Source organism: Ancylobacter amanitiformis (assembly GCF_030814815.1).
GTDB lineage: Bacteria > Pseudomonadota > Alphaproteobacteria > Rhizobiales > Xanthobacteraceae > Ancylobacter > Ancylobacter amanitiformis.
In genome coordinates this window covers 77,164-102,306 of the sequence record NZ_JAUSVR010000004.1, presented here as the reverse complement: position 1 = coordinate 102,306, position 25,143 = coordinate 77,164, and the positions used below count along the sequence as shown (strand labels likewise).

The window sequence follows — 25,143 nt, the reverse complement described above, 5'->3', positions numbered from 1 at the left end:
GAGAGAATTCTGACCTGAGCATCCGCCCCGCTCTACCTCTCGGCAGGAGAGGCAGCCGCGCGCGGCCCGCGCTCAGCTTCGCATGAATCGGTGAAATCGGCGCCACGCTTTCCATCCCTCGCCACGACGGCGGATGCCGCGCCAGGCTTCGCTATGGGCCGGCCGGCGGCGATGAGCCTGCCGGCGCCTCGTGGGCCGTCATGCCCGGGAATCAGCGGGGGTGAGTCGGAGCGCGGCCGACACGGCGGAGGCCGGAGCGCGCCGGCTCCCTCAGGCGCGATCCGGAAACAGGCGCTTGCTGAGGATGGCATGGACCCCCCAGTTGCCGTCCACCACCTGGGTGATGCCGAAATCGACGGCCGCCGACATCAGCGCGATGGCCTCGTCCTCGCTCAGGCCCTTGGTGGTCATGAGGAAACGCCGCACCTTGCGGAAGGCATCGCGCATGGCAAGATCGAGCGAGGATTTCGCATAGACCTCGCTTTGGCCGTTGGCGCCGAATTCCGCGAGATAGTTGGGGTGGCTGAAGCCGGTCAGCACCCAGCTCTCGGGGGTCTCGATCAGCGGATAGGTCAGGTCGGCGAGCACGGTGCCGGCAATGTCGGCCTTCTTGTGCAGCACGACCCGGAAGGTTCCGGTCATGGAGCACTCGATGGCCGTGCCGGACAGTTCCCCATCGCCCTGCGCGGCGTGCGGATCGCCCACCGAGAGCAGCGCCCCCGGAACCGATACCGGGAGGTAGACCGCCGCGCCCTTGCCGAGCCGCCAATTGTCGAGATTTCCGCCGAAATAGGCGGGGGGAACGGAATCCACCAGCTCCGCCTCGCGCGGGGCCACCGCGATGACGCCGAAATGCGGCCGCAGGGGGATGCGCACACCCTCCAGCACATTGGGCCTGGGCAGGATCGTCTCCGGCTGAACCAGCACGCCGGGATAATCATACAGGGCGTGCCGCGTGCCCGAGGGATCGGTCTGGGGCTCCCAGCGATAGGAATGGATGGCCCGCGCGTGGGGCTCGTCCGTCGCCGTGAAGATCTCGTAGATCGTCACGGTCTCGCGCGGATGCGGTTCGTCGAGAAATTCCGAATAGTGGAAGCCCCACCAGGCCGCGACGCTGCTGCCGAAAACCCGGCCCGCGTGATCGGGGTGGCAGGAAGGGCGCGGTTCGATGTCGAGGATGCGCACCTCCAGCACATCGCCCGGCTGGGCGTCGCGCACGGCGATGGGTCCGGTGCAGATATGCACGCCGAAGCCCTCGCCGGCGCCCCGGCCAAATACCGATGCATCCATCGGCCCGGCGCCGCGCCGGTCCACGGCCTTGGAGCCGGGCGTCCAGTGGAAGACGCTTTCCGCGCCGGGATCGCCTTCGATCATGCGCTCGGGATCATCCGAGGCATGCTGCGTCAGCGTCTCGATCGTGACGATGTCGCCCGAGGCGATCTCGATCAGCGGTTTGAGAGAACGGCTGAAATAGCCCCAGTGAATGTTCTGGGCGTTCACCGGCAGGTAATGGCGCATCGGCGCCTGCGGGGTGCGCTCGGGCCGCGCGGCCCCGCCCGGCGCCACGATGCGGCGCGTGTCGGGATCGGCCCGGGCCTGACGCGCGCGCAGCTGCGCGAGAGCCTCCTGTGGCCAGCCGCGCTGGCCATTGGGCAGGGCCGCCTGGTTGTCCCGCGTGGCCTCGCGCCGGCGCAATTCGCGCGGCGGCAGGCCGAAGCGCTCGCGAAACAGCCGGCTGAAATGGGCGGAATCGGAGAAGCCGTAGCGATAGGCGATTTCCGAAATGGGAACGGCCGCCTCGGCCGCGTTGGCGAGATCATGCCAGGCGCGCTGCAGCCGGCGCTCGCGCACATAGTGGCTGAAGCTTTCGCCGGTGCTCTCGAACAGCTTCTGCACGTAGCGCTCGGAAATGCCCTCGGCCTGCGCCACCTCGGCGACCGAAATATCCTCCCGGCCGATGCTGCGCTCGATGATCGCGTAGAGGCGCTGGAGCAGCGCCGCGCGACTGGATGAGGGATCGGCCGTCGTCGTCACCAGATCGGCGGAAAGCTGGAGCAGAAGCTCGGCCACGCTCTGCGCGACCGCCTCCCATTCCGGATCGGAGAGCCGGTCGAGCGCGCCCACCGCCGCGCCCGTGGTGCCGGCGAGAATGCCGGCCAACCCTTCGGCGGCGAAGACGCGGGGCGGGCAGGCCGCAAGCGAGGGGGCCTTTCGCCCGCGGAACGCTTCCGGCACCACTGACAGCACGAGGGCGCGCAAGCCGCGCTGGAACTGCAGCTGCCAGTCGCTCTCGCGCGGAGCGAGGATGATCTGCCCGGCCCGCACGATCTGCCGCTCGTCGCCCACGGTCAGCACCGCGCTGCTCTCAACCGGCAGCACGAGGAGCGGCAACCCTCCGCGCGAGGGCAGCGAGCGCAGGATCGGGGCATCGGCCGACACCCGGCCGAGCCGCACGCCGGCGGAGGAAAGCCGCCACAGCGCGGTGGCCTGTACCGGCGCACCGCTGCGCGAGCCCAGACATTCAAGGCCAAAACCGCGCAGAACATCCTGCCATGCACGCTCGCGCACATCGCCGGAATAGGATTCGCTTGTGAACGGCTGCGCGCTCATGGTTCCGACCTTGGCATCGGAACCATTCAAGCAAGAACCATGCCCTGCCCGCGCCATTGCGGCGGGCCCGGCGGTTCAGCGGCCCGCGAACAGGCTCTTGCGGATCGTGCCGGTGACGCCCCAATTGGCATCGACCACCTGCGTCACCGCGAAGTCGGCGGCCACCGACATGAGCGAGATCGCCTCGTCCTCGGAGAGTTTCTGCGTGGTCATGAGGAAGCGGCGCAGCTTGCGGAAGGCATCCCGCATCGCGCCATCGAGGCTGGAGCGCTTGAGAATTTCGTTCTGATGGTCCGGGCCAAGCTCGCTCAGGTAGTTGGCGACGCTGAAGCCGTAGACCGACCAGACATCGTCATTTTCCAGCAGCGGATGGGTCAGCCCCTCGAGAATCGTGCCGTCAAGCTCCGCCTTCTTGTGCAGGACGAACTCGAATTCGCCGGTCAGCGAAATCTCGATGGCCGTGCCGGACAGTTCGCTGTCGCCCTGCGAGGCATGGGCATCGCCGCAGGAGAACAGCGCCCCCGCCACCGCGACGGGGTAGTACATCCGCGCACCCTTGGCGATGCGCCAGTCATCCATGTTGCCGCCGGTATAGTTGGGCGGAATGGTGGAGACGTAATCCGCCTCGGCCGGTGCCAGGCCCATCGTGCCGAAATGCAGCCGCGCGGGCACCTTGATGCCGGAAAGGATGCCCTCCTTCCTGACGACCGTCGCATGGTCGACCCGCACGCCGGGATAATCGATGGTGGGATGGACGATGCCGTCCGGGTCGGTCTGCGGCGTCCAGAGATAGGAATAGAGCGCCGTCACCGACGCCTCGCCCATGTCCAGCTCGTAGATGGTCACGACCTCGCGCGGCTTCGGCTCCTCGATCAGGTCGTTGTACTGGAAACCCCAGTTGGCCGAAGGATTGGAGCCGAAGAAGCGGCCCCTGTAGGCCGGATTTGCGCTGGGGCGGGGATAGGTATCGATCACCCGCACCTCCAGCACGTCGCCCGGCTCCGCGCCCTCGACGGCGATCGGGCCGGTGAGCAGGTGAACGCCGAGCCCCTCCCCCGCGCCATGGGTGAACGGCCCCTCGGTGGCGCCCGCCCCGCGCCGGCGCAGCGTCTTCTCATCCTTGGTCCAGAGGAAGATTTCCTCGGCGGCCGTATCGCCGGCGATCATCCGCTCGTAATCGTCATTGGCGTGGTGGGTGATGCTCTCCACCGTGACGCTGTCGCCCGAGCGGATGGTGAGCACCGGCGCCAGCGTCCGGCTGAAATAGCCCCAGTGAACGGTTTCCGGCGTGGCGGGCAGATAATGCTTGGTCATGTCGGGCCTCTGATCTGACACGGGTGGTCCGGCCGCCGCGAGGGCGGGCGACGCACCGCTATTCGGCGTTCATGGTGCTGAGGAAACGGGCGGTGAGCGGATGGCTCGGGGCCCGCAGGACCTGCTCGGCCGGCCCCTGCTCGATCACGGTTCCCTCGGCGAGAAACACGATGCGGTCCGCGACTTCGCCGGCGAAACGCAGCTGGTGGGTCGAGATGATCATGGCGAGCCCCTCCTCCACCGCGAGGCGGCGGATGACCTCCAGCACCTCGCCCACCAGTTCCGGATCGAGCGCGGAGGTCGGCTCGTCGAGCAGCAGCACGGCGGGACCGGGCGCCACGGCGCGGGCAATGGCGACGCGCTGCTGCTGGCCACCGGAGAGATGACGCGGCAGCGCATCGGCACGGTGGGCAAGCCCGACGCGCTCCAGCAATTCCTGCGCGCGCCGGTCGGCGTCCAGGCGCGACAGGCCCTGCACCCAGCGCAGGGGGCCGGCGATGTTCTCCCGGGCGGTGAGGTGGCCGAACAGGTTGAACTGCTGGAACACCATGCCGACCCCCACGCTGGCGCGCATCTGCGCGATGCCGCGTGGGGAGAGCGGGCGCCCCGCCTCGTCACTGCCGAGCAGGCGGCCACCGACGCGGATCGCGCCGTCCTGCCAGCCCTCCAGCCGATTGATGCAGCGCAGCAGCGTGCTCTTGCCCGATCCGCTCGGACCCAGCAGCGCGACCACCTCGCCGGCACGCACCGAGAGCTCGACGCCCTGCAGCACGGGCTGGGTGCCATAGCTCTTGCGCAGGCCCTGCACATCCACCGCGACATTGTTGCCGGCCAGACGCCGGGCCCGCGCCGCGCGATCCAGCGGCACGCTGCCCTGAGGCGGGCGCGCGGCCTTCGCCGATGCCGGCGGCAGCGGATCGGCGACGATTTCCGCGAGGATCTCCGCCGCGACATCGGGCGGCGTCGCCACCGCCACGGCGGCCGGCTGGCCACGACCGGGCGACAGCGCGCGCAGGAAACGGGCAAGCTGCTGCTTCGGCGGCGGCCGATCAAGGTCGAGCAGCATCTCGACGACGATCTGGATCGCCGCGATGGCCCCGGTGAGGATCAGGTAGATCAGACCGGAGGCGAAAAAGACGGAAAAGAAGTCGAAGGTCGCCGAGGCGAGCTGCGTCGAGCGCAGCGTCAGCTCCTGCACCGCCACGACCGAGGCGAGCGAGGAATTCTTCAGCGCGCTCACCGCCTCGTTGCCGAGCGCCGGCACCATGGAACGGATGGCCTGGGGGGCGATCACCCGGCGCATGATGGCCGCCGGCGTCATCCCCAGCGCCTGGCCCGCGCTCACCTGCCCGCGATCGACGCCGATCACGTTGGAGCGCAGGATCTCGGCGATGAAGGGCGCCTCGTTGAGCGCAAGGGCGAGCCCGGCCGCCGCGATGGCCGAGAGCTTGATGCCGATCATCGGCAGGGCGTTGTAGCAGAACACCATCTGCAGGATCAGCGGCGTGCCGCGGAAGATGATCGAATAGGTGCGCGCGACGATGGCGAGCGTCCGAAACCGGCTGAGTTGCATCGCCGCCAGCACGACGCCCATGGCCAGCCCGCCGAGCAACCCGAGCAGCGTGATCAGCAGCGTGTAGCCCACCCCGTCGATGAGGTAGGGCATGCGCAGATAATGCAGGAAGAGATCCATGGGCCTCATCGCGATCCTGGCAGACCCGGCCGCGGGCGCTTGGCCCACCCGCGGCGCGGGAGGAGTTGAAGGACCTCAGTCGGCCAGAACGAGGGTGGGCGCTTCCAGCTGCTCGGCCGGCAGGTTCCACTTCTTCATCAGCTCGGCCTGGAGGCCGGCCTTCTGGATTTCGGTCAGCGCCGCCATGACCGCGTCACGGAACTCGACCTTGTTGCGCGGCACGGCGATGCCCACGGAATAGGGCAGCGTCACCGCCGTCGCCTTCGCCAGCTTGTCGGGATAGGCCTTCACGGCGCCGTCGACCGTGTTCACGTCATTGATGTAGGTGTCGGCCCGACCGGCGAGAATCGCCTGGATGCAATTGGCGTTGTTGTCGAACAGCAGGATTTCCGGCGCCGGCTTGCCGGCCTTCTTGCACTCGGCTTCCAGCGCCTGGATCAGCGGCACCTCGACATAGCCGGTATTCTCGGCCGCCACCGTGCCGCAGAGCGACAGGTCGATGCCGGTAATGCCCTTCGGGTTGCCCTTGGCCACCAGCACGCCATCGAACACCTTGAGATAGGTGATGAAATCGGCCGCCTTGGCGCGGTCCTTGGTGGCGTAGATGTCGGAGATGACGATGTCCGCCTGGCCCGCCTGAAGCGTGGTCAGCAGCGACGCGAACGTCACCGGCGTGTAGGTGATCTTGAAGCCGAGGCAGTCGCCGATGGCCTCGCCGAGATCGATATCGAAGCCGATATACTTGGACGGGTCCTTGGGATCGATGGTCTCGTAGCCCGGCGTGTGCGGGTTGATGGCGTTGACCAGCGTCTTGCCCTTGAGCGAGGGATACTTGGCCTGAAGCGCGGCGCAGGCGGCCGGAGCCGCGGCCTTCGCCTGCTGCGGCAGGCCGGCCACCATGCCGGTGATGGCGACGGCGAGGCCGAGAGCGCCGAGCAGCGCCGACCGGAGCGGCGCGGCGCCAATGTCGCGACTCCCGCCGAAATGCCTGATGAGATTGAGTGCCACTGAACCTTCTCCTCTGCTTCCGCACGCCCATGCGCGGTGACGGGGACTGAGGCGCCGAGTGTGGCGCAGGACCTCCGCGGGATACTTGTCTCTGGGCGCACCGATTGTTGTACGGGCAGCTGCCAACATTCAGGCAAGCACTGCCCAATGCATGAGCATGTCCAACGGATCACCGGCGATGGAGCGCCTGTCGCTTGCGCCGGATGAGCCTGTCAGGGCCCCAATGGGTGAGGATTTCGCCCCCGCGCCTGCCGGAACGCGCGGCTCACAATCTGGCAGGGATGATTGGCCGGGCGGTGCGTGGGGCCGCCGCCCCCCTACGCCTCGATGATCGCCGACGGCGAGAGGCTTTCGATCGCGCTCAGGGCAGACGACCATGCGATGGACGCGGAGGCCCCGGCAGCCCGGGAGGCTTGCCGTCCCCTTCCCCGAACCCGTCAAAAGCCGGCATCGCGATCCACCATCACCGGATCGGCCATGAAAGGCGCTGTCGGTCTCCGATTGACGGCATCGGATCGCCGAGGCGCCGGCCCGCAATTTTCAGGAAACGGCCGTCAACCAACCGCCATAGCGCGACCGCCCATCGTCAGACGAACGTTCCAGCGACGGAACAGGAACCTATTGCGCAGCAAAACGCTATTCCATCAGGCGGCGAAATATTCGGCTTACACAACCCGAGCAAGTGATGTTCAAGGGCAAGGCGGTCATCCTCATTGTCGAGGATAGCGCGATCATTCGAATGAGTGCCGTGGACCTTGTCCTATCCGCGGGTTATCTGGCGCTGGAAGCCGGCAGCGCCGAAGAGGCCATTCAGATTCTCGAATCGAGAGCCGACGTCGACCTGGTCTTTACCGATGTGCAGATGCCGGGAACGATGGATGGCGTCAGGCTGTCCCACTACATACGCGAGCGCTGGCCGCCGGTGAAGTTGATCGTCGCTTCCGGCAAGGCGATCGTCGCAGAGAGCCACCTTCCCGAGGGAAGCCGGTTCTTCTCAAAACCCTATAATGACCACGCGATCACCGACACGATCGGTCGCCTTCTGTCGGGGGATGCCGGCTGATTCCGGCTTGGCTGTCAACGTCCCCGCGCCATCGTCCGACGCCGCCGCGGACCGCGCCGGGCCCGGCATCGTCGGCTTGTGCTGATGGCTGGCGCGAGGCCGTACGGCCCGTCATCCGAGCGGATGGCCGTCAAAGGGCTGTTGCGTAGGCGCGCGAACATGCCTTGTATGCCGCCCGGCGGGTTCAGCGCGAACCGGCCTGCACAGTCTGGAGAGTAACATGGCCGACATCGTCATCATTGCCTACGAGTCCGAAGCCAAGGCGGAGGCCGCGCGGCAGGAGCTTCTGAAGCTCCAGAAGGAATATCTCATCGAGCTTGGCGATGCGGTCGTGGCGGTCCGGCAGGAAGACGGCACGATCAAGCTGAACCAGATGGTGAACACGACACTTGCCGGCGCGGCCTCGGGCGGGCTCTGGGGCGGCCTCGTGGGCCTGCTCTTCCTCAACCCGCTGATCGGCATGGCCGTGGGCGCCGGCGCCGGCGCGCTGGCGGGCAAGTTCACCGATGTCGGCATCAATGACGACTTCATCAAGGATGCCAGTTCCGCGCTCGGTCAGGGTCAGGCGGCGCTGTGCGTCCTCATCCGCAAGGTGACGGCGGACAAGGTGGTCGAGGACATGGCCAAGTTCGGCGGCACCGTCCTTCACACCAACCTGACGCACGAGCAGGAAGAGAAGCTGCAGGCCGCGCTGAAGGGCGCCTGAGAACGTCCGCTTCCGGGAGGCCTCAAGCCGAGGCCTCCCCACCCCGCGCGTGACGTGGCGGGAGACACGGATCACCGGTGTCTCCCGGCATCGCAGAATGGCATGGTCATGTGGCTTTCCGGGGCGGAGAGAAGCCTTGCGCGGCCGCTTCCAAGCCCAAATCCGGTGTCCCGAGCGGGCACGGCTGCCGTAGTCCTTGGGCGGTCCGTTCGGGGAACGTCATGCCGAGGAATGACGAGACCTTCAAGCGGCCACAGGCCCAGCTAAAGGGTCTCATTTGATTCTTCGCCGAGTCGCGTTCGATTTTGCGCGCATCATCGGCTCGAATTCAGGCCCGCTCCGAACGCTGGCCACTACCCCGGAAGGGACATTCGCGGCGCTCGGCGTGCCCAGTTTGGGGCTGAAATGGCGGAGACGGAGGGATTCGAACCCTCGAGGCCCTTTTGGGGGCCTGCTCATTTAGCAAACGAGTGCCTTCAGCCTCTCGGCCACGTCTCCAGCTGGGGGACTTTCCCTTGGTTGACCCAGGGCGTCATCCAGCGGCGCTCTGTCTAGGTTTCCGAGGCCCCCGGGTCAAGGGCAAAGGCGGCGGCGCCCACTGCCCATTATGACAGCGCTCACGGTTGCCCGCGCTGGCCGAACATCACCTTCTGCGCTTCCTTGTCCGTGGCGATGTCGATCCGGGCGCGATCCTCGGCATTCACCGACATGCCGCGCCGGACGCCGGGGCGCGCCAGCATGCGCTCCAGCCAGGCAGCGAAATGGGGAAATTCGGCGATGGTCTGCCCCTGCCGCTCCCACAGCTTCGCCCAGCCGATGCAGGCCATGTCGGCGATCGAGTAGTCGCCGGCGATGAAGGGGCGGTCAGCCAGACGCTTGTTCAGCACGGCGTAGAGCCGGTGCACCTCGTTGGTGTAGCGGTCGATGGCATAGGCGATCTTTTCCGGCGCGTAGATGCGGAAATGATGCGCCTGGCCCGCCATCGGCCCGAGGCCGCCCATCTGCCAGAACAGCCACTGGTCCACCTCGACGCGGCCGCGCTCATCGGCGGGATAGAACAGGCCGGTCTTGCGCCCGAGATATTGCAGGATGGCGCCTGATTCGAAGATCGAGATCGGCTGCCCGTCCGGCCCTTCCGGATCGACGATCGCCGGCACCTTGTTGTTCGGCGAGATGACGAGGAAGTCCGGCTTGAACTGCTCGCCCCGGGCGATGTTCACCGGCACCACCTCGTAGGGCAGCCCGCACTCCTCCAGCATGATGCTGATCTTCCACCCATTGGGCGTCGGCCAATAGTAGAGCTGGATCGGTTTGGTCTGAAGCTGAGCCATGGGTTAGCCTTCCGCCGCCACACCCCTCGGGGCGCCTGTGCATCAGAACTAGGACCGCTGCGGCCGACTGGCAAGCCGACCCGCCGGAACGGCAGGTTCCGGCCTCGCCCAATGATGCCGGACGGGTTAGGGTTCGCCGCGCCAGTGTGGCCCGAGCCGCCGCCAACCCCGTGATTTTCCGGCCTTGTCGCCGCCCGGCCGCGGGTGGACGGGGCCAGCGCCCCAGGGAGCAGATGTCGCCGTGAAACGCTCGTTTCCCCCTTCGGCCCGCCGCCGCCCCGCCCTGCGCCTCGCGCTCGCGGCACTGATTCTCGCCAGCCTGCCGCTTTCGGCACCCGGCGCGCGGGCGCAGGCGCCCTCCCCGGCCAAGCTGTGCGCCGACCGCTGGAACGAGTTGAAGGCCAGGGGCCAGACCGGCGACCAGACCTATCGCGATTTCGCGCAGGCCTGCATGGCGCAGGCCGGGAAGGGAGACGCGAAGCCGGATGCGGGAGGCAGCGCCCCGCCGCCCACCGTCGGCCAACGCCCGCCCACCGGCCCGGCCGCGGCTGCGGCGCAGCCCTCGATGAAGCAGTGCGCCGACCTGTGGAACGAGATGAAGACGAAGAACCAGACCGGCCGCCTCACCTATCGCGATTTCGCCCAGCAGTGCCTCGCCGGTTCGCCGGGCGCCGAACAGCAGCCTCCCGAGGCCGTCCGGCCGCGCAGCTCGGTGCCCAGCGCGGGCACGCGCCCGGCCGTGACGCCGGCTCCGGCGCCGCCGCCCGCGCTCCAGCAGCCGCCCGGCGAGAATGACCGCGCGGCGCTCGAGCGCTGCAATGGCGAATGGCAGACCTACAAGGCGCGGTACAATCTCTCCGGCGCCAAGGCCTGGCACGTCTTCATGGCGCGCTGCCTGCCGTGAGCCGGCGGGCGGGCCCTCAGCCCTTGTCCGCCCGCCAGCCCTTGTCTGCCCGCCAGCCCTTGTCTGCCCGCCAGCCCTTGTCTGCCCGTCAGTCCTTGTCCAAGAGGTCGATCTTGAAGCCGTCGAGCCGCTTCTCGAAACCGGCGCGCTCATAGAAACGGTGCGCGTCAAGGCGCTGCTTGTTCGAGGCGAGTTGCAGCGAGGCGGCACCGCGCCGCCGCGCCTCCTCGATGGCAAAGGCCATCATCGCGCTGCCCACCCCCTGCCCGCGCGCCTCCGGGTGCACCTGCACCGCCTCGGCAATGGCCAGAAGTGCCCCGTGGCGGGTCAGCGCGCGCATGAGGGTAAGCTGGAAGGTGCCGAGCACGCGCCCGCCCACGCGCGCCACGTAGAGGGTCGTGCGCGGATCCTCCGCGATCGCCGCGAAGGCCCGCTCGTAATCGGGCCGATCGGCCGGGTCCGCGCTGTCGCGCACGCCGAATCGGGTTTCGAGCGCGAGTATGCCGACAATGGCCGGCAGGTCGTCCCACCGCGCTTCCTCGATGCAGACAGCAAGCGACACGACGCGATCCCGGCCCGAACGCCGGCGCCTCTCCGCTGAACTGCCGCTCACGGAAAAGGCTCCAGCCTGTTGTTCACACTTGCTTTCCCGGCGCGAACCGCCATCCGCGCCCGAACGCGCCTAGATGCCGAGCTTGCCCTTGAGCAGGTCGTTCACCGCCTGCGGGTTGGCCTTGCCGCCGGTCTGCTTCATCACCTGGCCGACGAACCAGCCGAGCATGGTGGGCTTGGCCTGCACCTGTGCCACCTTGTCCGGGTTGGCTTCGATGATGGCATCCACCGCCGCCTCGATGGCGCCGGTATCGGTGACCTGGCGCATGCCGCGGGCCTCGACGATCGCGCGCGGATCGCTGTCCTTTTCCTCGCCGATGATGAGGAGAAGCACATCCTTGGCGATCTTGCCGGAGATGGTCTGGTCGGCGATGAGGTCGACAAGGCCGGCGATCTGCGCCGGGCGGATATGCGTCTCGGCCACCGGGAGGCCGACCGAATTGGCATAGGCCGATACGTCGCCCATGATCCAGTTCGCTACCGCCTTGGCGTCGCGCGCGGTGCCTGCATGAGCCACCGCCGCCTCGTAATAATCGGCCGTGGCCTTCTCGGCGACCAGCACGTCCGCATCATAGGCCGACAGGCCATACTGGCTGACGAAGCGCGCCTTCTTCTCGTCCGGCAGTTCCGGCAGGTGCGCGGCCAGTTCGGCGACGAAGGCGTCGTCGAATTCGAGCGGCAGCAGGTCCGGGTCGGGGAAATAGCGGTAGTCGTGCGCCTCTTCCTTGGAGCGCATGGAGCGCGTCTCGCCACGGCCGGGGTCGAACAGGCGCGTCTCCTGGTCGATCTTCCCGCCATCCTCGATGATGCCGATCTGCCGACGCGCCTCGGTCTCGATCGCCTGACCGATGAAGCGGATGGAATTGACGTTCTTGATCTCGCAGCGCGTGCCCAAATCATCGCCGGGCTTGCGCACGGAGACGTTGACGTCGGCGCGCAGCGAGCCTTTTTCCATGTCGCCATCGCAGGTGCCGAGATAGCGCAGGATGGTGCGCAGCTTGGTCACATAGGCCTTGGCTTCTTCCGACGAGCGCAGATCCGGGCGCGACACGATCTCCATCAGCGCCACGCCCGAGCGGTTGAGGTCGACCAGCGACTGTGTCGGGTGCAGGTCGTGGATCGACTTGCCGGCGTCCTGCTCCAGATGCAGGCGCTCGATGCCGACCTCGATCTGGCCGTCCACGGTGTCGACCAGCACCACGCCCTCGCCGACGATCGGGTCCTTGAACTGGCTGATCTGGTAGCCCTGCGGCAGGTCGGGGTAGAAGTAGTTCTTGCGGTCGAATACCGAGCGGTTGTTGATCCGCGCCTTCAGGCCCAGGCCGGTGCGCACCGCCTGCTTCACGCATTCGGCGTTGATGACGGGCAGCATGCCCGGCATGGCCGCGTCGACCAGCGAGACATGGCTGTTCGGCTCGCCGCCGAATTCGGTGGAGGCGCCGGAGAACAGCTTGGAATTGGATGTCACCTGCGCATGGATCTCCATGCCGATGACCACTTCCCAGTCGCCGGTCGCGCCCTTGATCAGCTTCTTCGGGTCGGCGGGGCGGGCGTGCATGTTCATGGGGCGGCCTCGTCAGAACGCGGTTTGTCGGCCGTTTCCCTACTCCGTGCACCGCGCAGCCGCAACCGCCCCCGCCCCTTCGCGCTGTGCCGGGGCGTCGCGATGGCGTAACGATCGCGGCGCGATGCGTGAAATTCCGCGAAGGAGCCGTGCATGTTCAGTCTCGACGCGCTGGAGGACGCCCTCCGGCAGGTTCACGAGGTTTTCCCCGGCACGAACCAATATGCCTGGCCGCTGCTGGGCCGGCGCGCCGGCGCGGATGTCTGGGTGAAGCACGAGAACCACACGCCGACCGGCGCCTTCAAGGTGCGCGGCGGGCTGGTCCATCTCGCCCGGCTGGCGCGCGAGGGCGGGGCACCGCACGGAATCATCTCCGCCACGCGCGGCAATCATGGGCAGTCCCTGGCCTTCGCCGGTCGCCGCTTCGCAATACCCGTCACCATCGTCGTGCCACACGGCAACAGCGCGGAGAAGAACGCGGCGATGGTCGCGCTCGGAGCCCGCCTCATCGAGCATGGCGAGGATTTCGATGCCGCGCGCCAGCACGCCATGGTGCTCGCCGCACGGGACGGGCTCGCCTTCGCGCCGTCCTTCCATCCCGACCTCGTTGTCGGCGTGGCGACCTGGGCGCTGGAACTGTTCCGCGCCGCGCCGCCGCTCGACATGCTCTATGTGCCCATCGGCCTAGGCTCCGGCATCTGCGGCGCAATCCGCACCCGCGACCTGCTCGGGCTGAGCACCGAGATCATCGGCGTGCAGAGCGCCCATGCGCCGGCCTACGCGCTCTCGGTGGCGGCCGGTCGGCTGGTCGAGACCACCAGCGCCGACACGAAGGCCGACGGGCTCGCCGTGCGCATTCCCGACCCGGCAGCCCTCGACATGATACGGGCGGGCGTGGCGCGCATGGTCACGGTGAACGATGACGAGGTGGCGGCGGCCATCCGCATCTATTGGACCGACACCCACAATCTGGCGGAGGGCGCCGGCGCCGCGCCGCTCGCCGCGCTCCTCCAGGAAAAGCAACGCCTCTCCGGAAAGCGGGTAGGCGTCGTGCTGTCGGGCGGAAATATCGACCTCGCCGTCTTTCGGGACTGGGTGGCGAACGGGCAGGCCACTCCATAGCCGGCTTGCGCCAGATCAAGGCGCGGGCGACGTGCCCGTCCATTCTGCGTCGGGCACAGGAGGCACCCATGCGCGTGGACACGATCGACGAACGTCTGGCTCTTTTCCGCCGCATGATGGAGCATGCCGGCCTGACGCCGGAGGAGCCTTCGCTGGCGGCCGATGAACTCGCCGCCGCCGCCCAGCGCTGCCTCGGCTGCCGCGTGGCGGACGAATGCCGCTCCTGGCTCGGCGAGGTTCCACAGGAGCAGCCGCTCCCCGGCTTCTGCCGCAATGCCGAGCCTTTCCGGGACTGGGTATGCCGGCAGGTGGCGGCGGAAGTCGCCTATCTCGACGATTCCATCGGGCGGCTCGAAGCCGCCCGCACCGCGCAAGACCGGGACGGGACCGGCGTCTAGCGCCGGAGGCGGGGCAACCTCAGCCGAGCCGCTCGTTCTCGTAGGCGATCACCCATTCGATCAGCACGCGCCAGAGCTTTTCCACCAGCTCGGGCGGCACACCCCTGGTCTCGGCCGTGGCCATCACCTTCTCGACCACGTCCTCGACGCGCTCGGGCAGCAGCGCGGCGAGGCCTTCCGCCTGCTTCACGGCGATGACGTGCTTCACCACCTCGAAGCGGCGCGCGAGCAGATCCACCAGTTGCGCGTCGATGATATCGATCTCCGCCCGGAAGGGGGCGAGGCAGCGCTCGTTATCGGGCAGCACGCGGGCCATCACCGCCACCACTTGTCCGTCACGTCGAAGCGGCCGGCGGCGTCCTCGATCACCTGCGCCAGCGCGAACAGGCCCTCTTCGCCGAACGGGCGGCCGATCAGCTGCAGGCCGAGCGGCAGGCCTTCCGAGGAAAGCCCCGCCGGCACGGCGATGCCCGGCAGGCCGGCCATGTTCAGCGTCACGGTGAACACGTCCTGCAGATACATCTCCACCGGATCGGCGCCCGACTTCTCGCCGATGCCGAAGGCGGCCGAGGGCGTGGCCGGGGCGAGCACGGCGTCGATGCCGTCGGCGAACGCCGTTTCGAAGTCGCGCTTGATCAGCGTGCGCACCTTCTGGGCCTTCAGGTAATAGGCATCGTAATAACCGGCGGAGAGCACATAGGTGCCGATCATGATGCGCCGGCGCACTTCGGCGCCAAAGCCCGCGGCGCGGGTCTTCTCGTACAGCTCGGCAATGTCCCGGCCCGGCACGCGCTCGCCATAGCGCACGCCGTCATAGCGCGCGAGATTGGAGGAGGCTTCCGCCAGCGCCACGATGTAATAGGCCGGCAGCGCATATTTGGTGTGCGGCAGGCTGATCTCGACCACTTCCGCCCCGGCGTCGCGCAGCATCTGCGCGCCCTTGTCCCACAGGCTGGCGATCTCGGACGACATGCCCTCGACGCGGTATTCCCTCGGGATACCGATGCGCTTGCCCTTCACCGACGCGCCCACCGCCGCCTCGTAATCGGGCACGGCGAGGTTGGCGCTGGTCGAATCCTTGGGGTCGTGCCCGGCCATGGAGCCCAGCAGCAGCGCCGCGTCGTTCACCGAGCGGGCGATGACACCGGCCTGATCGAGCGAGGAGGCATAGGCGATGATGCCCCAGCGCGAGCAGCGGCCATAGGTCGGCTTGATGCCGACCGTGCCGGTAAAGGCCGCCGGCTGGCGGATCGAGCCGCCGGTGTCGGTGCCGGCCGCCGCCGCGCAGATATGCGCCGCCACCGCCGCCGCCGAGCCGCCGGAAGAGCCGCCGGGCACGAGGTTCTGGGTCGATCCGCGACGCCGCCACGGGTTCACCACCGGGCCGAAGGCGCTCGATTCGTTGGACGAGCCCATGGCGAACTCGTCCTGGTTCAGCTTGCCGAGCAGCACCGCGCCATCGCGCCACAGCTGCGAGGTGACGGTCGACTCATAGGGCGGAACAAAATTGCCGATGATGTTCGAGCAGGCCGTGGTGCGCACGCCGTTCGTCGCGAACATGTCCTTGATGCCGAGCGGAATGCCCTCCAGCCGGCCGGCCTCGCCCTTGGCGATGCGCTCATCGCTCGCCCGCGCCATGTCCAGCGCCTTTTCCGGCGTGGCGAGCACATAGGCGTTGAGCGCGCCGGCGGCCTCGACCGCCTCGACATAGGCGCGGGTCAGTTCGGAGGCGGAGAAGTGGCCCTGCGCCAGCCCCTCGCGGGCGGCGGTGACGGTGAGACGGGTCAGATCCGACATGGCGCTCACTCCACCACCTTGGGAACGGCGAAGAAGCCGTCTTCGGCCGCCGGAGCGTTGGCCAGCACGCGATCGGGATAGAAGCCGTCATTGACCACGTCCGCCCGCAGCGGCAGCTGCATGGGAATGACGCTGGTCATCGGCTCGACATTGGTGGTGTCCACCTCGCCGAGTTCATCCACGAAGGCGAGAATGGCGTTGAGCTCGCCCTGGAGATGGGCCACCTCGTCCTCCGTCACGGCGATGCGCGCCAGATGCGCCACACGCCGGACCGTCGCCTGATCCACCGACATCCGAAATCCCAGTTCAACTGAAAACAGACGCGCCCTATAGCAGGCGGACACGCCGCCTCGCAACGCGCCGCGCCGGGCTTCGGTGGAGATCGGGGCCGTAATGACACATGCCGGGGGCTGCAACACCCCCGGCATGTGCCGCATTCAACTCCCGGGCCCGGCCCGAAGCCGGACATGGGCCGCGTCCGCATTCGCCGGCCTCAGCCGTCGCCCTTGTTCAGGACTCCGCGCTTCGGCACTCCACCCTTGTCAGGACTTGGCCTGCTTCAGGCACGGTGCGGCGGCCTCGGCGTTGTCGCGGGCGGCGCTACGGCTGATCTGGCCGGACATGACCATCGGCTTCACCACATCCATGACGACGGTGCGCGGATCGGCGCCCGCCACGACCTGGCCGACGGCGGCGGCATAGATGGCCTGGGCATCGGCCGGAAGCGCGGCGGCGCAGGCATCGCCGGCGGCGCGGTTGGCGTAGGCGGCCGAACCGGCAGCCAGCATCACGGCGAGGCAGGTTGCGCCGAGGACGCGGCGCGCAAGGCGGGTATGCATGTCGTTCATGATGTTCACTCCCTTGGGGTCGAAAAACTCAGCGCAGTCCGGCGCGGTTGACCGGGCCACCGCCATTCACGCCGGGACCCGGCCGGGCCACGGCGCGGGCATTGGCATTGACGCCGGCGGGACCGGCCACGCAGCCCGCCGGGTATCCCGGCCGCGTGCAAGCGACCGCCGCGCGCGCAGCCGGGGCGCCCGCACCGGCAACGCAGCCGACGGGGAAACCGGGCCGCGTGCAATAGACGACGGCGCGCGCGGCCGGCGCCGGGGTGGCCACCGCCACGCAGCCTGCCGGGTAGCCCGGCCGCGAACAGTAGATCACCGCCGCCTCGGCGGGCGTCTCGGCGAAAGACAGAGCCGTCGCGGTCAGCAGCAGCGCACCGGCAAGCCACCGCACCGCACGAACCGGACGAACCGTAACGACGTCGGAAAGGGTCATCTGGGCTTTTCCTTCAGCTGTTCCGCACCGCAAGTGGGCGCATATTCGGGGGGCGAAGCTCGAGCGCAATGTCGATTTTTGGTCTCATTTCACCTAAAGTGCAGCCATGATTTCCATCAGCACGGCGTCATGTTCAACACATATCATGATCGCTCCGGGCAGCACGCCGCCCGAGCAGCAGGATGAGTGTGCCCGGCTACGGGCGCATGCGCAGTTTCCCGAGGTCGCGCGCCGGACCGTCGCCGCCCTCGACAGCGGCTACCGCGAGCAGTTCCTGCTGGCGCGGCTGCTGAACGACCGGGCCCGCATCACGCTCGCCATGCTCATGCTCGACATGCATTTCGAACCGGCGGACGCACCGGGCCTGACGGCGGGTCGGCTGAAGGACGAGGCAGTGCGCCTCGGGTTGTGCAGCCCGGGACGGGTCGCCGCGGTCCTCGCCTTGTGCCGCCTGCGCCGACTGGTGGAGCCCGCGCTCGATTCGGACCGACGGCGCAGACGGCTCAACGTGACCGACCGCCTGCTCAACCTCCACCGGGACCGCTGGCGCGTCACGCTGACCGCTCTTGCCGCCCTTGCCCCCGAGGGCGCCATCGGGCTGGCCCGGCTGGAGGAGCGGGCCTTCCTCGCGCCCTATGTCGCCGTGCTGCTGCGTCCCTTCCGCCGCGGCTGGCGCCTCGTCCACGACGTGCCCGCCCTGGAATCGTTCATTGAGCGCGACGGCGGGCTGGCGATCGCCTTCGCCCTGTTCGAGGCCGCTCATACCGGCGAGGCCCTCACCGCCGCCCATCTCGCCCGCGCCTACGGCCTCTCGCGCTCACATGTCGCCGACATACTGGTCAAAGCGGCGGCGGCCGGGCTGGTGACGCGCTGCGATTCGGCTCCGCTCGGACGATCGGGGGGACAGATGGCGACCCCGGCGCTCGTCGAGGGCATCGAAAGCTTCGTGGCCATGGTATTGGCGGTGCAGGTCATCGCGGTGCGCGAAGCCATGGCGTTCAGCGGCGATGCCCAGCCCGCCCGGCTCGAACAGCCCGACGCCAACGCGGCGGAATAAGCGCGGGCGATGGGGCCCAACGCCCCTGTTCAGCCCAGCCGCTTCTCCAGCGCCAGCCGCAGGCCGAAGGCGATGAGGATGCCGCCGGTCAGCGCATCCAGCCCGCGCACCACGCCGGGCCGGCGCAGCAGACGCGACAATGGCCGGGTCGCGAGAATCAACGCGGCAAACCATGCAATGCCCATCACCGCATGGATGAACGCCATGATGACGCTCATGAGCGGCACGTTGACGCCCGCCGGCATGAATTGCGGCAGGAAGCTCACATAGAAGACGCCGACCTTCGGGTTGAGCAGATTGGTCATCAGCCCGCGCAGGAACCAGTTGGCCGACCCGTTGGTCGACCCGTTGGCCGGCCCGTTTCCCGATCCGCGTACGGCTGGCCCGGCGGCGGCAAGGCCGGTCGCGCCGCCGCGCACCGCGTTCACCAGCAGGCCGATACCGAGATAGAACAGGTAGATGGCGCCGGCGAACTGAAGGATCGTGTAGGCGAGTTCGGAAACCGCGAGCACCGCGCCGAGCCCCAGCCCGGCCATCGCCCCCCACAGGACCGAGCCGGTGGAGATGCCGAGCCCGGCCCGAAACGCCGGCTGCCCGCCTTCCACCGCCGCCGTGCGCAGCACCAGCGCCGTATCGAGGCCCGGCGTGAGGGTGAGCAGGGCGGCCGCGAATGCGAAGGCCAGCAGGGCGGTCGCGATGTCCATGGCGGTCTCCAGGTCGGCGGCTTCGATCGGGAGTGTTAGAGCATTTCCCGATCGCCGCACATCACCGGGTGGGAAAACACGTCCGGCTTCCCGATCCGGCGCCCCCGTCCCGCCGGCCGGTCAGAGCCGGGCGAAAGGCGTCGCGACGTTTTTCTCCGGCACCACCACCGTCGCCTCGCCGCCCACCAGCGTCGTGAAGCGGTCGGCATTGGCCTCCAGCAGGCCGAACGTGGCGTAATGCGCGGGGATGATGGTGAGCCCGCCGAGATAGCGCGTCACCGCCAGCGCCGCCGATTCCGGCCCCATGGTGAAACGGTCGCCGATCGGCACGATCACCACGTCCGGCCTGTGCAGTTCCGCGATCAGCGCCATGTCCGAGAACAGGTCGGTATCGCCCATGTGCCACACGGTCGGCTCGCCCGGCGCCTTCACGACGAGGCCGTTGGCATTGCCGAGATAGACCGACGCGCCGTTGACGATCATTCCCGAGGAGTGATCCGCCCGCACCATGCTGACGGCGAAGCCGTCGAGATGGATGGTGCCGCCGGTGTTCATCATTTCCAGCTTGGCGACGCCCTGCGTGCCGAGCCAGCTGGCGAGGTCCGCATTGGCCACCACGGTGGCGCCCGTCCGCTCGGCAATGGCCACGGTGTCGCCGACATGGTCGCCATGGCCATGCGTCAGCAGGATATGCGTCACGCCGGCGGTCGCCGCCTCAACGCTGCCGGTGAAGGCCGGATTGCCGGTCAGGAAAGGGTCGATCAGCACGACCTTCTGCGCGAATTCCAGCCGAAAGGCCGCATGCCCGAACCACGTGATCTTCATTGCCGTTTCCTCGCGAGTGTCGGCGGAGAGTCGGCCGCAAGATAATGCGCCGCCCTCGCCGCACAAGGCGCGACTTGCCGACCCGCCCGTTGCACCGGCCCGCCCGCCGCAATCGCCGGAGAAGTGGCTTTGCCGCGGCAGGCGTGCTAGGCGCTCGCGCCATGCTAGCCCCCATCCTTTCCGTCACCGAGGCCGCCCCTCTCCTGCCCCCGCGAGGAGGACTGATCGGGCTCGACCTCGGCACCAAGACCATCGGCGTGGCCAGCTGCGATCCCGAGCGCCGCCTCGCCGCGCCGGTGGAAACCATCACCCGCAAGCAGTTCACCCCCGATGCCGCGCGCATTCTCGCGCTGGGCGCGGCGCGGGGGGCGGCCGGCTTCGTCATCGGCCTGCCCGTCAACATGGATGGCAGCGAGGGGCCGCGCGCGCAGTCCTCGCGCGCCTTCGCCCGCAATTTCGCGCGGCTGACCGAACTGCCGATCATCCTGTGGGACGAGCGGCTCTCCACCGCCGCCGTGGAGCGGGACATGATCGCCACCGACATGAGCCGCGCGCGCCGGGCGGAGGTGGTGGACCAGCAGGCCGCGACCTTCATCCTGCAGGGCGCACTGGACCGGCTGCGCCACATCGCCGGGCAAGGCTGACCACGGAGAACTCGACATGGCGGCGGTGCTCGGCGCGCTGGTTCCGGTGTTCCTCATCATCGCGCTCGGCGCGGCGCTCAAGCGCGGGCTGCTGCCCGAAGCCTCGCACTGGATCGCGCTGGAGCGGCTGACCTATTACGTGCTGTTCCCGGCGCTGCTCATCGTCAGCATCTCGCGGGCGAGCCTCGGCAATGTCGCGGTGCTGGAAGTGTCGATCGCCCTGCTCGGCTCGGTCGGCCTGCTCGGCCTCGTGGTGAGCCTCCTGCGTCGGCCGCTCACGCGCGGGCTGGGTTTGACGGGGCCGGGCTACACGTCGCTGTTCCAGGGCGCGCTGCGCTGGAATACCTATATCGCGCTCGCCGTCTCCGGCACGCTGGCGGGGCCGGCGGGGCTCGCCGTCGCGGCGGTCGGGCTGGCGGTGCTGATTCCCTCGCTCAATGCCATGAGCGTGCTGGTGCTGGCCCGCCATGGCGAGAACAGCGTGGCCGGGACCCGCAACCTGCTGCTGCAGCTGGCGCGCAACCCCTTCATCTGGTCCTGCGCCATCGGCGCGGCGATCAACGCCCTGGCCGTGCCCATCCCGCCGGTGATCGTCACGTTCGGCGACATTCTCGGGCGCGCCTCGCTGGCGCTCGGGCTGCTGGTGGTGGGCGCGGGGCTGCGGCTGGGCGACCTGCGGCGCCCGCGCCCGGCCACCTGGTTCACCTGCCTTGTCAAGCTCATCGCCCTTCCGGCGGTGGCGGTGGCGATCGGCTTCGCGCTCGGGCTGAAGGAGGTCGACCTGATGATCGTCGCCGTCGGGGCTTCCGTGCCCTCGGCGCCGAACGGCTATGTGCTCGCCCGCCAGATGGGCGGCGACGCACCGCTGCTGGCCGAAATGCTCACCGTGCAGACCCTGCTCGCCGCGCTCACCATGCCGGTGGTGATCGCCATCGTCAGCCATCTCTAGAACGCGAATCGGGCGGCACGCGGCCGCCCGTCAGGTCTGATCACGTCCAAGGATCGATCAGCACTGGGTCCAGTAGCCGGTGCCGCGGTGCGGGTTCACCTCGACCCAGCAGCGACCATAGCCGGACGAGCGCTGATAGGCGGGGCGCCCGCCATAATAGCCCGGCCCGGACTCATAGCCGCCCTGGTAGCCGCCGCGATAACCGTCATCATACGAACGGTTGCGCTGGGCCTGGTTGGCGATGATCGCGCCGGTGACGACACCCGCGCCGATGCCGATGGCCGCGGCGCAGCCCGTGTTGCACTTGACGTTTTCCACCGGCAGCGCGGCTTGCGTGGTCGCGGCTCCGGCGGCACCCGCGCCGCCCAGCGGCAGCGCCGAGGCGGGAACGGCGGCAAATGTCAGGGCGGCGGCGAGGCCCATAGCGGCAAGCTTGCCGATTCCGGCCTTTCGAAAGGTCGTCTCCGTCATCGCATGTGCTCCTGTCCTGCGATCCCAATGATCGGGGGAGCAACGCGCCAATCCTCCGGCGGTTCCCCAGCGCCGATCCGGCGCGCCGCACGGAAAGGTCGGGAAAGCGCGCCAAATCGCTTGCGGCAGGGGCGCGCTGCGTCTATCCAGCCGACTTCGATATGACATCGAACCCCGCATCCAGTTTCACCCTCTCCCGCCGGCATCTGCTCGGCATCGAGGGGCTTTCGCCCGAGGAAATCGTCGGGCTGCTCGACCTCGCCGAAGAGTTCGTGATCCTCAATCGCCAGGTCGAGAAGAAGCGGGCGACCCTGCGCGGCCGCACGCAGATCAACCTGTTCTTCGAGGCGTCGACGCGCACCCAGTCCTCCTTCGAGATCGCCGGCAAGCGGCTCGGGGCGGACGTGATGAACATGGCGGTCGGCAATTCCTCGCTGAAGAAGGGCGAGACGCTGATCGACACGGCGGCGACGCTCAACGCCATGCACCCGGACGTGCTGATCGTGCGCCACAGCGCCTCCGGCGCCGTCGAACTGCTCGCCCGCAAGGTCGACTGTTCGGTGGTGAATGCCGGCGACGGGGCGCATGAACACCCGACGCAGGCGCTGCTCGACGCGCTCACCATCCGCCGCAACAAGGGGCGGATCCAAGGGCTCACCGTTGCCATCTGCGGCGACATCACCCATTCCCGCGTCGCCCGCTCCAACATCCTGCTGCTGCAGGCATTGGGCGCGCAGGTGCGGGTCATCGCCCCGCCCACCCTGCTGCCGGCCGATATCGAGCGCTTCGGCGTCGGCGTGTTCCACGACATGCGCGCCGGCCTCGCCGATGTCGATATCATCATGATGCTGCGCCTGCAGCGCGAGCGCATGAACGGCTCCTTCGTGCCCTCGGTGAAGGAATATTTCCACTTCTGGGGCCTCGACGAAGCCAAGCTGCGCTTTGCCAGGCCCGACGCGCTGGTGATGCATCCCGGCCCGATGAACCGGGGCGTGGAGATCGATTCGGCGGTGGCCGACGGCGCCCAGTCGCTGATTCGCGAGCAGGTCGAGATGGGCGTCGCCGTCCGCATGGCCGTGCTGGACGCGCTGTCGCGCACATTGCCCGGAAACCTGCCCCATGCGTGACCCCCGCCCCACTCTCCTCGCCGGCGCGCGCATTCTCGACCCCTCGCGCGACCTCGATACCCAGGGCGACATCCTGATCGCCGACGGGGTGATCAAGGACATGGCCGGCAGCCTGCGCAATGCCGGCCTGCCCGACGGTACCGAGATCGTCGATTGCCGCGGCCTCATCGCGGTGCCCGGCCTCGTCGACATGCGCGCCTTTATCGGCGAGCCGGGCGCCGAGCACCGCGAGACGCTGGCCTCGGCCAGCCAGGCGGCGGCCGCCGGCGGCGTCACCACCATCATCTGCCAGCCCGATACCGACCCGATCATCGACGAGCCGGCCATCGTCGATTTCGTGCTGCGCCGCGCCCGCGACACCGCCATCGTCCATGTCCATCCCATGGCCGCCCTCACCAAGGGGCTGGAGGGGCGCGAGATGACCGAGATCGGCCTGCTGCGGGAGGCCGGCGCCGTCGCCTTCACCGATGGCACGCGCTCGGTGCCGACCGCGCAGGTGCTGCGCCGTGCCCTCGTCTACGGGCGCCATTTCGATGCGCTGATCGTGCATCACACGCAGGACGCCTCGCTGGCCGGCGAAGGCGTGATGAACGAGGGCGAGCTTGCCTCGCGCCTCGGCCTCGCCGGCGTGCCGAAGGCCGCCGAGGCGATCGTGCTGGAGCGCGACGTGCGGCTCGCCGCCATGACCGGCGGGCGCTACCACGCGGCCTCGCTGACCTGCGCCGAATCGCTCGACGTGCTGCGCCGCGCCAAGCAAGCCGGCCTGCCGGTGACGGCCTCCGCCTCCATCAACCACCTGACGCTCAACGAGCGCGACGTGGTCGGCTACCGCACCTTCTTCAAGCTGACCCCGCCGCTGCGCGCCGAGCCGGACCGCCGCGCGCTGGTGCAGGCGGTGGCGGACGGGCTGATCGACGTCATCGTCTCCGATCACGACCCGCAGGATGTCGACGTCAAGCGCCTGCCCTTCTCGGAAGCGGCGTTCGGCGCGATCGGGCTGGAAACCATGCTGGCGGCCGGGCTGCGGCTGGTGAATGACGGCAGCGTGGAGCTGATGACGCTGATCCGCGCCATGTCGACGCGGCCCGCCGAACTGCTCGGCCTGCCCGCCGGCACGCTGCGGCCGGGCCGCTCGGCCGACATCGCGCTCATCGACCCGGACGCGGCGTGGCTGCTCGATGCCGCGACGCTGAAGTCGCGCAGCCGCAACACGCCGTTCGACGAGGCCCGTTTCGAGGGCCGGGTGGTGCGCACGCTGGTGGCCGGGCGGACGGTGTTCGAATACGTGTGAACCACGCGGCGGCGCACGCCGCCGCGTCATTCACTTTCGCGCGAAACCCATTAAGGTCGAGGCATGAGCTGGTCCCTGCCCACGCTGTCGAGCTATGCCGCGTTGCTGCTCGGCTATCTTCTCGGCTCCATACCGTTCGGCCTCCTGCTGACGCGGGCGGCCGGCACGCAGGATATTCGCAGCATCGGCTCGGGCAATATCGGCGCGACCAACGTGCTGCGCACCGGCCGCAAGGGCCTCGCCGCCGCGACGCTGCTGGGCGACGCGCTGAAAGGCACGGTGGCGGTGCTGCTGGCCCGCTATCTCATCGGCCCCGAGGCGGCCTACCCCGCGGCCTTCGGCGCCTTTCTCGGCCATCTCTTCCCGGTCTGGCTGGGCTTCAAGGGCGGCAAGGGCGTGGCGACCTTTCTCGGCGTGACGCTGGCGCTGATCTGGCAGGCCGCGCTCGTCTTCGCCCTGTCCTGGATCGCCATCGCTTTCGTCACCCGCTACTCCTCGCTCTCCGCGCTGATCGCCAGCGTGCTCACGACGCTGGCGGCGCTCATGTTCGGCGCGTCGCACACCGCGCTGGTGCTGGGCATCCTCACGGTGATGCTGTGGTTCATGCACCGTGCCAATATCGCGCGGCTGCTGGCGGGCACCGAAGGCAAGATCGGCAAGAAGGGCTGAGCC

Annotated in this window: 26 protein-coding genes and 1 tRNA gene; 11 read left to right on the top strand and 16 right to left on the bottom strand. The window is 68.7% G+C overall.

Annotated features, from left to right (window positions below; genetic code table 11):
- Nucleotides 1-270 precede the first annotated feature (270 nt).
- From QOZ99_RS07890 to QOZ99_RS07875, 4 genes are all read right to left on the bottom strand, one after another.
- Nucleotides 271-2,610 carry an acetamidase/formamidase family protein gene (locus tag QOZ99_RS07890; RefSeq protein ID WP_306889425.1) on the bottom strand — a complete coding sequence of 780 codons (2,340 nt, stop codon included), beginning with the start codon at nucleotides 2,608-2,610 and terminating at the stop codon, nucleotides 271-273.
- Nucleotides 2,611-2,685: 75 nt separating this feature from the next.
- Nucleotides 2,686-3,924 carry an acetamidase/formamidase family protein gene (locus QOZ99_RS07885; protein WP_306889424.1) on the bottom strand — a complete coding sequence of 413 codons (1,239 nt, stop codon included), beginning with the start codon at nucleotides 3,922-3,924 and terminating at the stop codon, nucleotides 2,686-2,688.
- Nucleotides 3,925-3,982: 58 nt separating this feature from the next.
- Nucleotides 3,983-5,617, bottom strand: a complete 1,635-nt coding sequence (locus QOZ99_RS07880; protein WP_306889423.1) for an amino acid ABC transporter permease/ATP-binding protein — start codon at nucleotides 5,615-5,617, stop codon at nucleotides 3,983-3,985.
- Nucleotides 5,618-5,692: 75 nt separating this feature from the next.
- Nucleotides 5,693-6,583, bottom strand: coding sequence for an ABC transporter substrate-binding protein (locus QOZ99_RS07875; protein WP_370876820.1), 891 nt, complete (start codon nucleotides 6,581-6,583; stop codon nucleotides 5,693-5,695).
- Between the two features lie 727 nt (nucleotides 6,584-7,310).
- On the opposite strand from QOZ99_RS07875, the gene QOZ99_RS07870 reads away from it, so the two are divergent.
- Together QOZ99_RS07870 and QOZ99_RS07865 are read left to right on the top strand one after the other, a co-directional pair.
- Nucleotides 7,311-7,688, top strand: coding sequence for a response regulator (locus tag QOZ99_RS07870; RefSeq protein ID WP_306889422.1), 378 nt, complete (start codon nucleotides 7,311-7,313; stop codon nucleotides 7,686-7,688).
- A 220-nt stretch (nucleotides 7,689-7,908) separates the two neighbouring features.
- Nucleotides 7,909-8,394 carry a DUF1269 domain-containing protein gene (locus tag QOZ99_RS07865; protein WP_306889421.1) on the top strand — a complete coding sequence of 162 codons (486 nt, stop codon included), beginning with the start codon at nucleotides 7,909-7,911 and terminating at the stop codon, nucleotides 8,392-8,394.
- Nucleotides 8,395-8,800: 406 nt separating this feature from the next.
- Here QOZ99_RS07865 and QOZ99_RS07860 read toward each other — a convergent pair.
- Together QOZ99_RS07860 and QOZ99_RS07855 are read right to left on the bottom strand one after the other, a co-directional pair.
- Nucleotides 8,801-8,892 (bottom strand) — tRNA-Ser (locus tag QOZ99_RS07860).
- Nucleotides 8,893-9,011: 119 nt separating this feature from the next.
- Nucleotides 9,012-9,725: a glutathione S-transferase N-terminal domain-containing protein gene (locus tag QOZ99_RS07855; RefSeq protein WP_306889420.1), complete on the bottom strand. Its 714-nt coding sequence runs from the start codon at nucleotides 9,723-9,725 to the stop codon at nucleotides 9,012-9,014.
- 241 nt (nucleotides 9,726-9,966) lie between these two features.
- On the opposite strand from QOZ99_RS07855, the gene QOZ99_RS07850 reads away from it, so the two are divergent.
- Nucleotides 9,967-10,629: a hypothetical protein gene (locus tag QOZ99_RS07850; RefSeq protein ID WP_306889419.1), complete on the top strand. Its 663-nt coding sequence runs from the start codon at nucleotides 9,967-9,969 to the stop codon at nucleotides 10,627-10,629.
- A gap of 88 nt (nucleotides 10,630-10,717) precedes the next feature.
- Here QOZ99_RS07850 and QOZ99_RS07845 read toward each other — a convergent pair whose 3' ends face one another.
- Both QOZ99_RS07845 and gatB read right to left on the bottom strand, forming a co-directional pair.
- Entirely contained in the window at nucleotides 10,718-11,191 is a 474-nt protein-coding gene (locus tag QOZ99_RS07845) for a GNAT family N-acetyltransferase (RefSeq protein ID WP_370876815.1), read from the bottom strand.
- A 120-nt stretch (nucleotides 11,192-11,311) separates the two neighbouring features.
- Nucleotides 11,312-12,805: an Asp-tRNA(Asn)/Glu-tRNA(Gln) amidotransferase subunit GatB gene (gene gatB, locus QOZ99_RS07840; protein WP_306889417.1), complete on the bottom strand. Its 1,494-nt coding sequence runs from the start codon at nucleotides 12,803-12,805 to the stop codon at nucleotides 11,312-11,314.
- A 153-nt stretch (nucleotides 12,806-12,958) separates the two neighbouring features.
- Between gatB and QOZ99_RS07835 the strand changes: the two genes are divergently transcribed.
- Entirely contained in the window at nucleotides 12,959-13,927 is a 969-nt protein-coding gene (locus QOZ99_RS07835; RefSeq protein WP_306889416.1) for a threonine dehydratase, read from the top strand.
- A 68-nt stretch (nucleotides 13,928-13,995) separates the two neighbouring features.
- Nucleotides 13,996-14,325: a DUF6455 family protein gene (locus tag QOZ99_RS07830; protein WP_306889415.1), complete on the top strand. Its 330-nt coding sequence runs from the start codon at nucleotides 13,996-13,998 to the stop codon at nucleotides 14,323-14,325.
- 19 nt (nucleotides 14,326-14,344) lie between these two features.
- On the opposite strand, the gene QOZ99_RS07825 is transcribed toward QOZ99_RS07830, so the two are convergent.
- The 5 genes from QOZ99_RS07825 to QOZ99_RS07805 all read right to left on the bottom strand — a co-directional run bounded on the left by QOZ99_RS07825 (nucleotide 14,345) and on the right by QOZ99_RS07805 (nucleotide 17,403).
- The gene (locus QOZ99_RS07825; protein ID WP_183189352.1) at nucleotides 14,345-14,641 is read right to left on the bottom strand and encodes a chorismate mutase; all 297 of its coding nucleotides are present in this window, start codon (nucleotides 14,639-14,641) and stop codon (nucleotides 14,345-14,347) included.
- Nucleotides 14,641-16,122, bottom strand: a complete 1,482-nt coding sequence (gatA, locus tag QOZ99_RS07820) for an Asp-tRNA(Asn)/Glu-tRNA(Gln) amidotransferase subunit GatA (protein ID WP_306889414.1) — start codon at nucleotides 16,120-16,122, stop codon at nucleotides 14,641-14,643. Before gatA ends, QOZ99_RS07825 begins: the two co-directional genes overlap by 1 nt.
- A gap of 5 nt (nucleotides 16,123-16,127) precedes the next feature.
- Nucleotides 16,128-16,415, bottom strand: a complete 288-nt coding sequence (gatC, locus tag QOZ99_RS07815) for an Asp-tRNA(Asn)/Glu-tRNA(Gln) amidotransferase subunit GatC (RefSeq protein ID WP_306889413.1) — start codon at nucleotides 16,413-16,415, stop codon at nucleotides 16,128-16,130.
- Nucleotides 16,416-16,664: 249 nt separating this feature from the next.
- Nucleotides 16,665-16,970 carry a hypothetical protein gene (locus QOZ99_RS07810; protein WP_306889412.1) on the bottom strand — a complete coding sequence of 102 codons (306 nt, stop codon included), beginning with the start codon at nucleotides 16,968-16,970 and terminating at the stop codon, nucleotides 16,665-16,667.
- 28 nt (nucleotides 16,971-16,998) lie between these two features.
- Nucleotides 16,999-17,403, bottom strand: coding sequence for a hypothetical protein (locus QOZ99_RS07805; RefSeq protein ID WP_306889411.1), 405 nt, complete (start codon nucleotides 17,401-17,403; stop codon nucleotides 16,999-17,001).
- A 145-nt stretch (nucleotides 17,404-17,548) separates the two neighbouring features.
- Between QOZ99_RS07805 and QOZ99_RS07800 the strand changes: the two genes are divergently transcribed.
- Entirely contained in the window at nucleotides 17,549-18,460 is a 912-nt protein-coding gene (locus QOZ99_RS07800; protein WP_306889410.1) for a hypothetical protein, read from the top strand.
- Nucleotides 18,461-18,489: 29 nt separating this feature from the next.
- On the opposite strand, the gene QOZ99_RS07795 is transcribed toward QOZ99_RS07800, so the two are convergent.
- Nucleotides 18,490-19,164 (bottom strand): LysE family translocator, encoded by a 675-nt coding sequence (locus tag QOZ99_RS07795; protein WP_306889409.1) that lies wholly within the window; start codon nucleotides 19,162-19,164, stop codon nucleotides 18,490-18,492.
- A 120-nt stretch (nucleotides 19,165-19,284) separates the two neighbouring features.
- The gene (locus QOZ99_RS07790) at nucleotides 19,285-19,989 is read right to left on the bottom strand and encodes a metal-dependent hydrolase (RefSeq protein WP_306889408.1); all 705 of its coding nucleotides are present in this window, start codon (nucleotides 19,987-19,989) and stop codon (nucleotides 19,285-19,287) included.
- Nucleotides 19,990-20,150: 161 nt separating this feature from the next.
- Here QOZ99_RS07790 and ruvX point away from each other — a divergent pair, with 161 nt between their 5' ends.
- Nucleotides 20,151-20,633 carry a Holliday junction resolvase RuvX gene (gene ruvX / locus QOZ99_RS07785; RefSeq protein ID WP_306889407.1) on the top strand — a complete coding sequence of 161 codons (483 nt, stop codon included), beginning with the start codon at nucleotides 20,151-20,153 and terminating at the stop codon, nucleotides 20,631-20,633.
- A 16-nt stretch (nucleotides 20,634-20,649) separates the two neighbouring features.
- On the top strand, nucleotides 20,650-21,582 hold the full coding sequence (locus QOZ99_RS07780) for an AEC family transporter (RefSeq protein WP_306889406.1): 933 nt from the start codon (nucleotides 20,650-20,652) through the stop codon (nucleotides 21,580-21,582).
- Nucleotides 21,583-21,639: 57 nt separating this feature from the next.
- On the opposite strand, the gene QOZ99_RS07775 is transcribed toward QOZ99_RS07780, so the two are convergent.
- Nucleotides 21,640-22,053, bottom strand: a complete 414-nt coding sequence (locus tag QOZ99_RS07775; RefSeq protein ID WP_306889405.1) for a hypothetical protein — start codon at nucleotides 22,051-22,053, stop codon at nucleotides 21,640-21,642.
- A gap of 161 nt (nucleotides 22,054-22,214) precedes the next feature.
- On the opposite strand from QOZ99_RS07775, the gene QOZ99_RS07770 reads away from it, so the two are divergent.
- The 3 genes from QOZ99_RS07770 (at nucleotide 22,215) to plsY (ending at nucleotide 25,140) form a co-directional block, all read left to right on the top strand.
- Nucleotides 22,215-23,180, top strand: coding sequence for an aspartate carbamoyltransferase catalytic subunit (locus QOZ99_RS07770; protein ID WP_306889404.1), 966 nt, complete (start codon nucleotides 22,215-22,217; stop codon nucleotides 23,178-23,180).
- Nucleotides 23,173-24,471 (top strand): dihydroorotase, encoded by a 1,299-nt coding sequence (locus QOZ99_RS07765; RefSeq protein ID WP_306889403.1) that lies wholly within the window; start codon nucleotides 23,173-23,175, stop codon nucleotides 24,469-24,471. Before QOZ99_RS07770 ends, QOZ99_RS07765 begins: the two co-directional genes overlap by 8 nt.
- 63 nt (nucleotides 24,472-24,534) lie before the next feature.
- On the top strand, nucleotides 24,535-25,140 hold the full coding sequence (gene plsY / locus QOZ99_RS07760; RefSeq protein ID WP_306889402.1) for a glycerol-3-phosphate 1-O-acyltransferase PlsY: 606 nt from the start codon (nucleotides 24,535-24,537) through the stop codon (nucleotides 25,138-25,140).
- Nucleotides 25,141-25,143: the final 3 nt, after the last annotated feature.

Coding starts and splice junctions, on each gene's coding strand:
- QOZ99_RS07890 (WP_306889425.1), bottom strand. CDS start 2,610: ATGAGCGCGCAGCCGTTCACAAGCGAATCCTATTCCGGCGATGTGCGC.
- QOZ99_RS07885 (WP_306889424.1), bottom strand. CDS start 3,924: ATGACCAAGCATTATCTGCCCGCCACGCCGGAAACCGTTCACTGGGGC.
- QOZ99_RS07880 (WP_306889423.1), bottom strand. CDS start 5,617: ATGGATCTCTTCCTGCATTATCTGCGCATGCCCTACCTCATCGACGGG.
- QOZ99_RS07870 (WP_306889422.1), top strand. CDS start 7,311: ATGTTCAAGGGCAAGGCGGTCATCCTCATTGTCGAGGATAGCGCGATC.
- QOZ99_RS07865 (WP_306889421.1), top strand. CDS start 7,909: ATGGCCGACATCGTCATCATTGCCTACGAGTCCGAAGCCAAGGCGGAG.
- QOZ99_RS07855 (WP_306889420.1), bottom strand. CDS start 9,725: ATGGCTCAGCTTCAGACCAAACCGATCCAGCTCTACTATTGGCCGACG.
- gatB (WP_306889417.1), bottom strand. CDS start 12,805: ATGAACATGCACGCCCGCCCCGCCGACCCGAAGAAGCTGATCAAGGGC.
- QOZ99_RS07835 (WP_306889416.1), top strand. CDS start 12,959: ATGTTCAGTCTCGACGCGCTGGAGGACGCCCTCCGGCAGGTTCACGAG.
- QOZ99_RS07830 (WP_306889415.1), top strand. CDS start 13,996: ATGCGCGTGGACACGATCGACGAACGTCTGGCTCTTTTCCGCCGCATG.
- QOZ99_RS07825 (WP_183189352.1), bottom strand. CDS start 14,641: ATGGCCCGCGTGCTGCCCGATAACGAGCGCTGCCTCGCCCCCTTCCGG.
- gatA (WP_306889414.1), bottom strand. CDS start 16,122: ATGTCGGATCTGACCCGTCTCACCGTCACCGCCGCCCGCGAGGGGCTG.
- gatC (WP_306889413.1), bottom strand. CDS start 16,415: ATGTCGGTGGATCAGGCGACGGTCCGGCGTGTGGCGCATCTGGCGCGC.
- QOZ99_RS07810 (WP_306889412.1), bottom strand. CDS start 16,970: ATGAACGACATGCATACCCGCCTTGCGCGCCGCGTCCTCGGCGCAACC.
- QOZ99_RS07805 (WP_306889411.1), bottom strand. CDS start 17,403: ATGACCCTTTCCGACGTCGTTACGGTTCGTCCGGTTCGTGCGGTGCGG.
- QOZ99_RS07800 (WP_306889410.1), top strand. CDS start 17,549: ATGATCGCTCCGGGCAGCACGCCGCCCGAGCAGCAGGATGAGTGTGCC.
- QOZ99_RS07795 (WP_306889409.1), bottom strand. CDS start 19,164: ATGGACATCGCGACCGCCCTGCTGGCCTTCGCATTCGCGGCCGCCCTG.
- QOZ99_RS07790 (WP_306889408.1), bottom strand. CDS start 19,989: ATGAAGATCACGTGGTTCGGGCATGCGGCCTTTCGGCTGGAATTCGCG.
- ruvX (WP_306889407.1), top strand. CDS start 20,151: ATGCTAGCCCCCATCCTTTCCGTCACCGAGGCCGCCCCTCTCCTGCCC.
- QOZ99_RS07780 (WP_306889406.1), top strand. CDS start 20,650: ATGGCGGCGGTGCTCGGCGCGCTGGTTCCGGTGTTCCTCATCATCGCG.
- QOZ99_RS07775 (WP_306889405.1), bottom strand. CDS start 22,053: ATGACGGAGACGACCTTTCGAAAGGCCGGAATCGGCAAGCTTGCCGCT.
- QOZ99_RS07770 (WP_306889404.1), top strand. CDS start 22,215: ATGACATCGAACCCCGCATCCAGTTTCACCCTCTCCCGCCGGCATCTG.
- QOZ99_RS07765 (WP_306889403.1), top strand. CDS start 23,173: ATGCGTGACCCCCGCCCCACTCTCCTCGCCGGCGCGCGCATTCTCGAC.
- plsY (WP_306889402.1), top strand. CDS start 24,535: ATGAGCTGGTCCCTGCCCACGCTGTCGAGCTATGCCGCGTTGCTGCTC.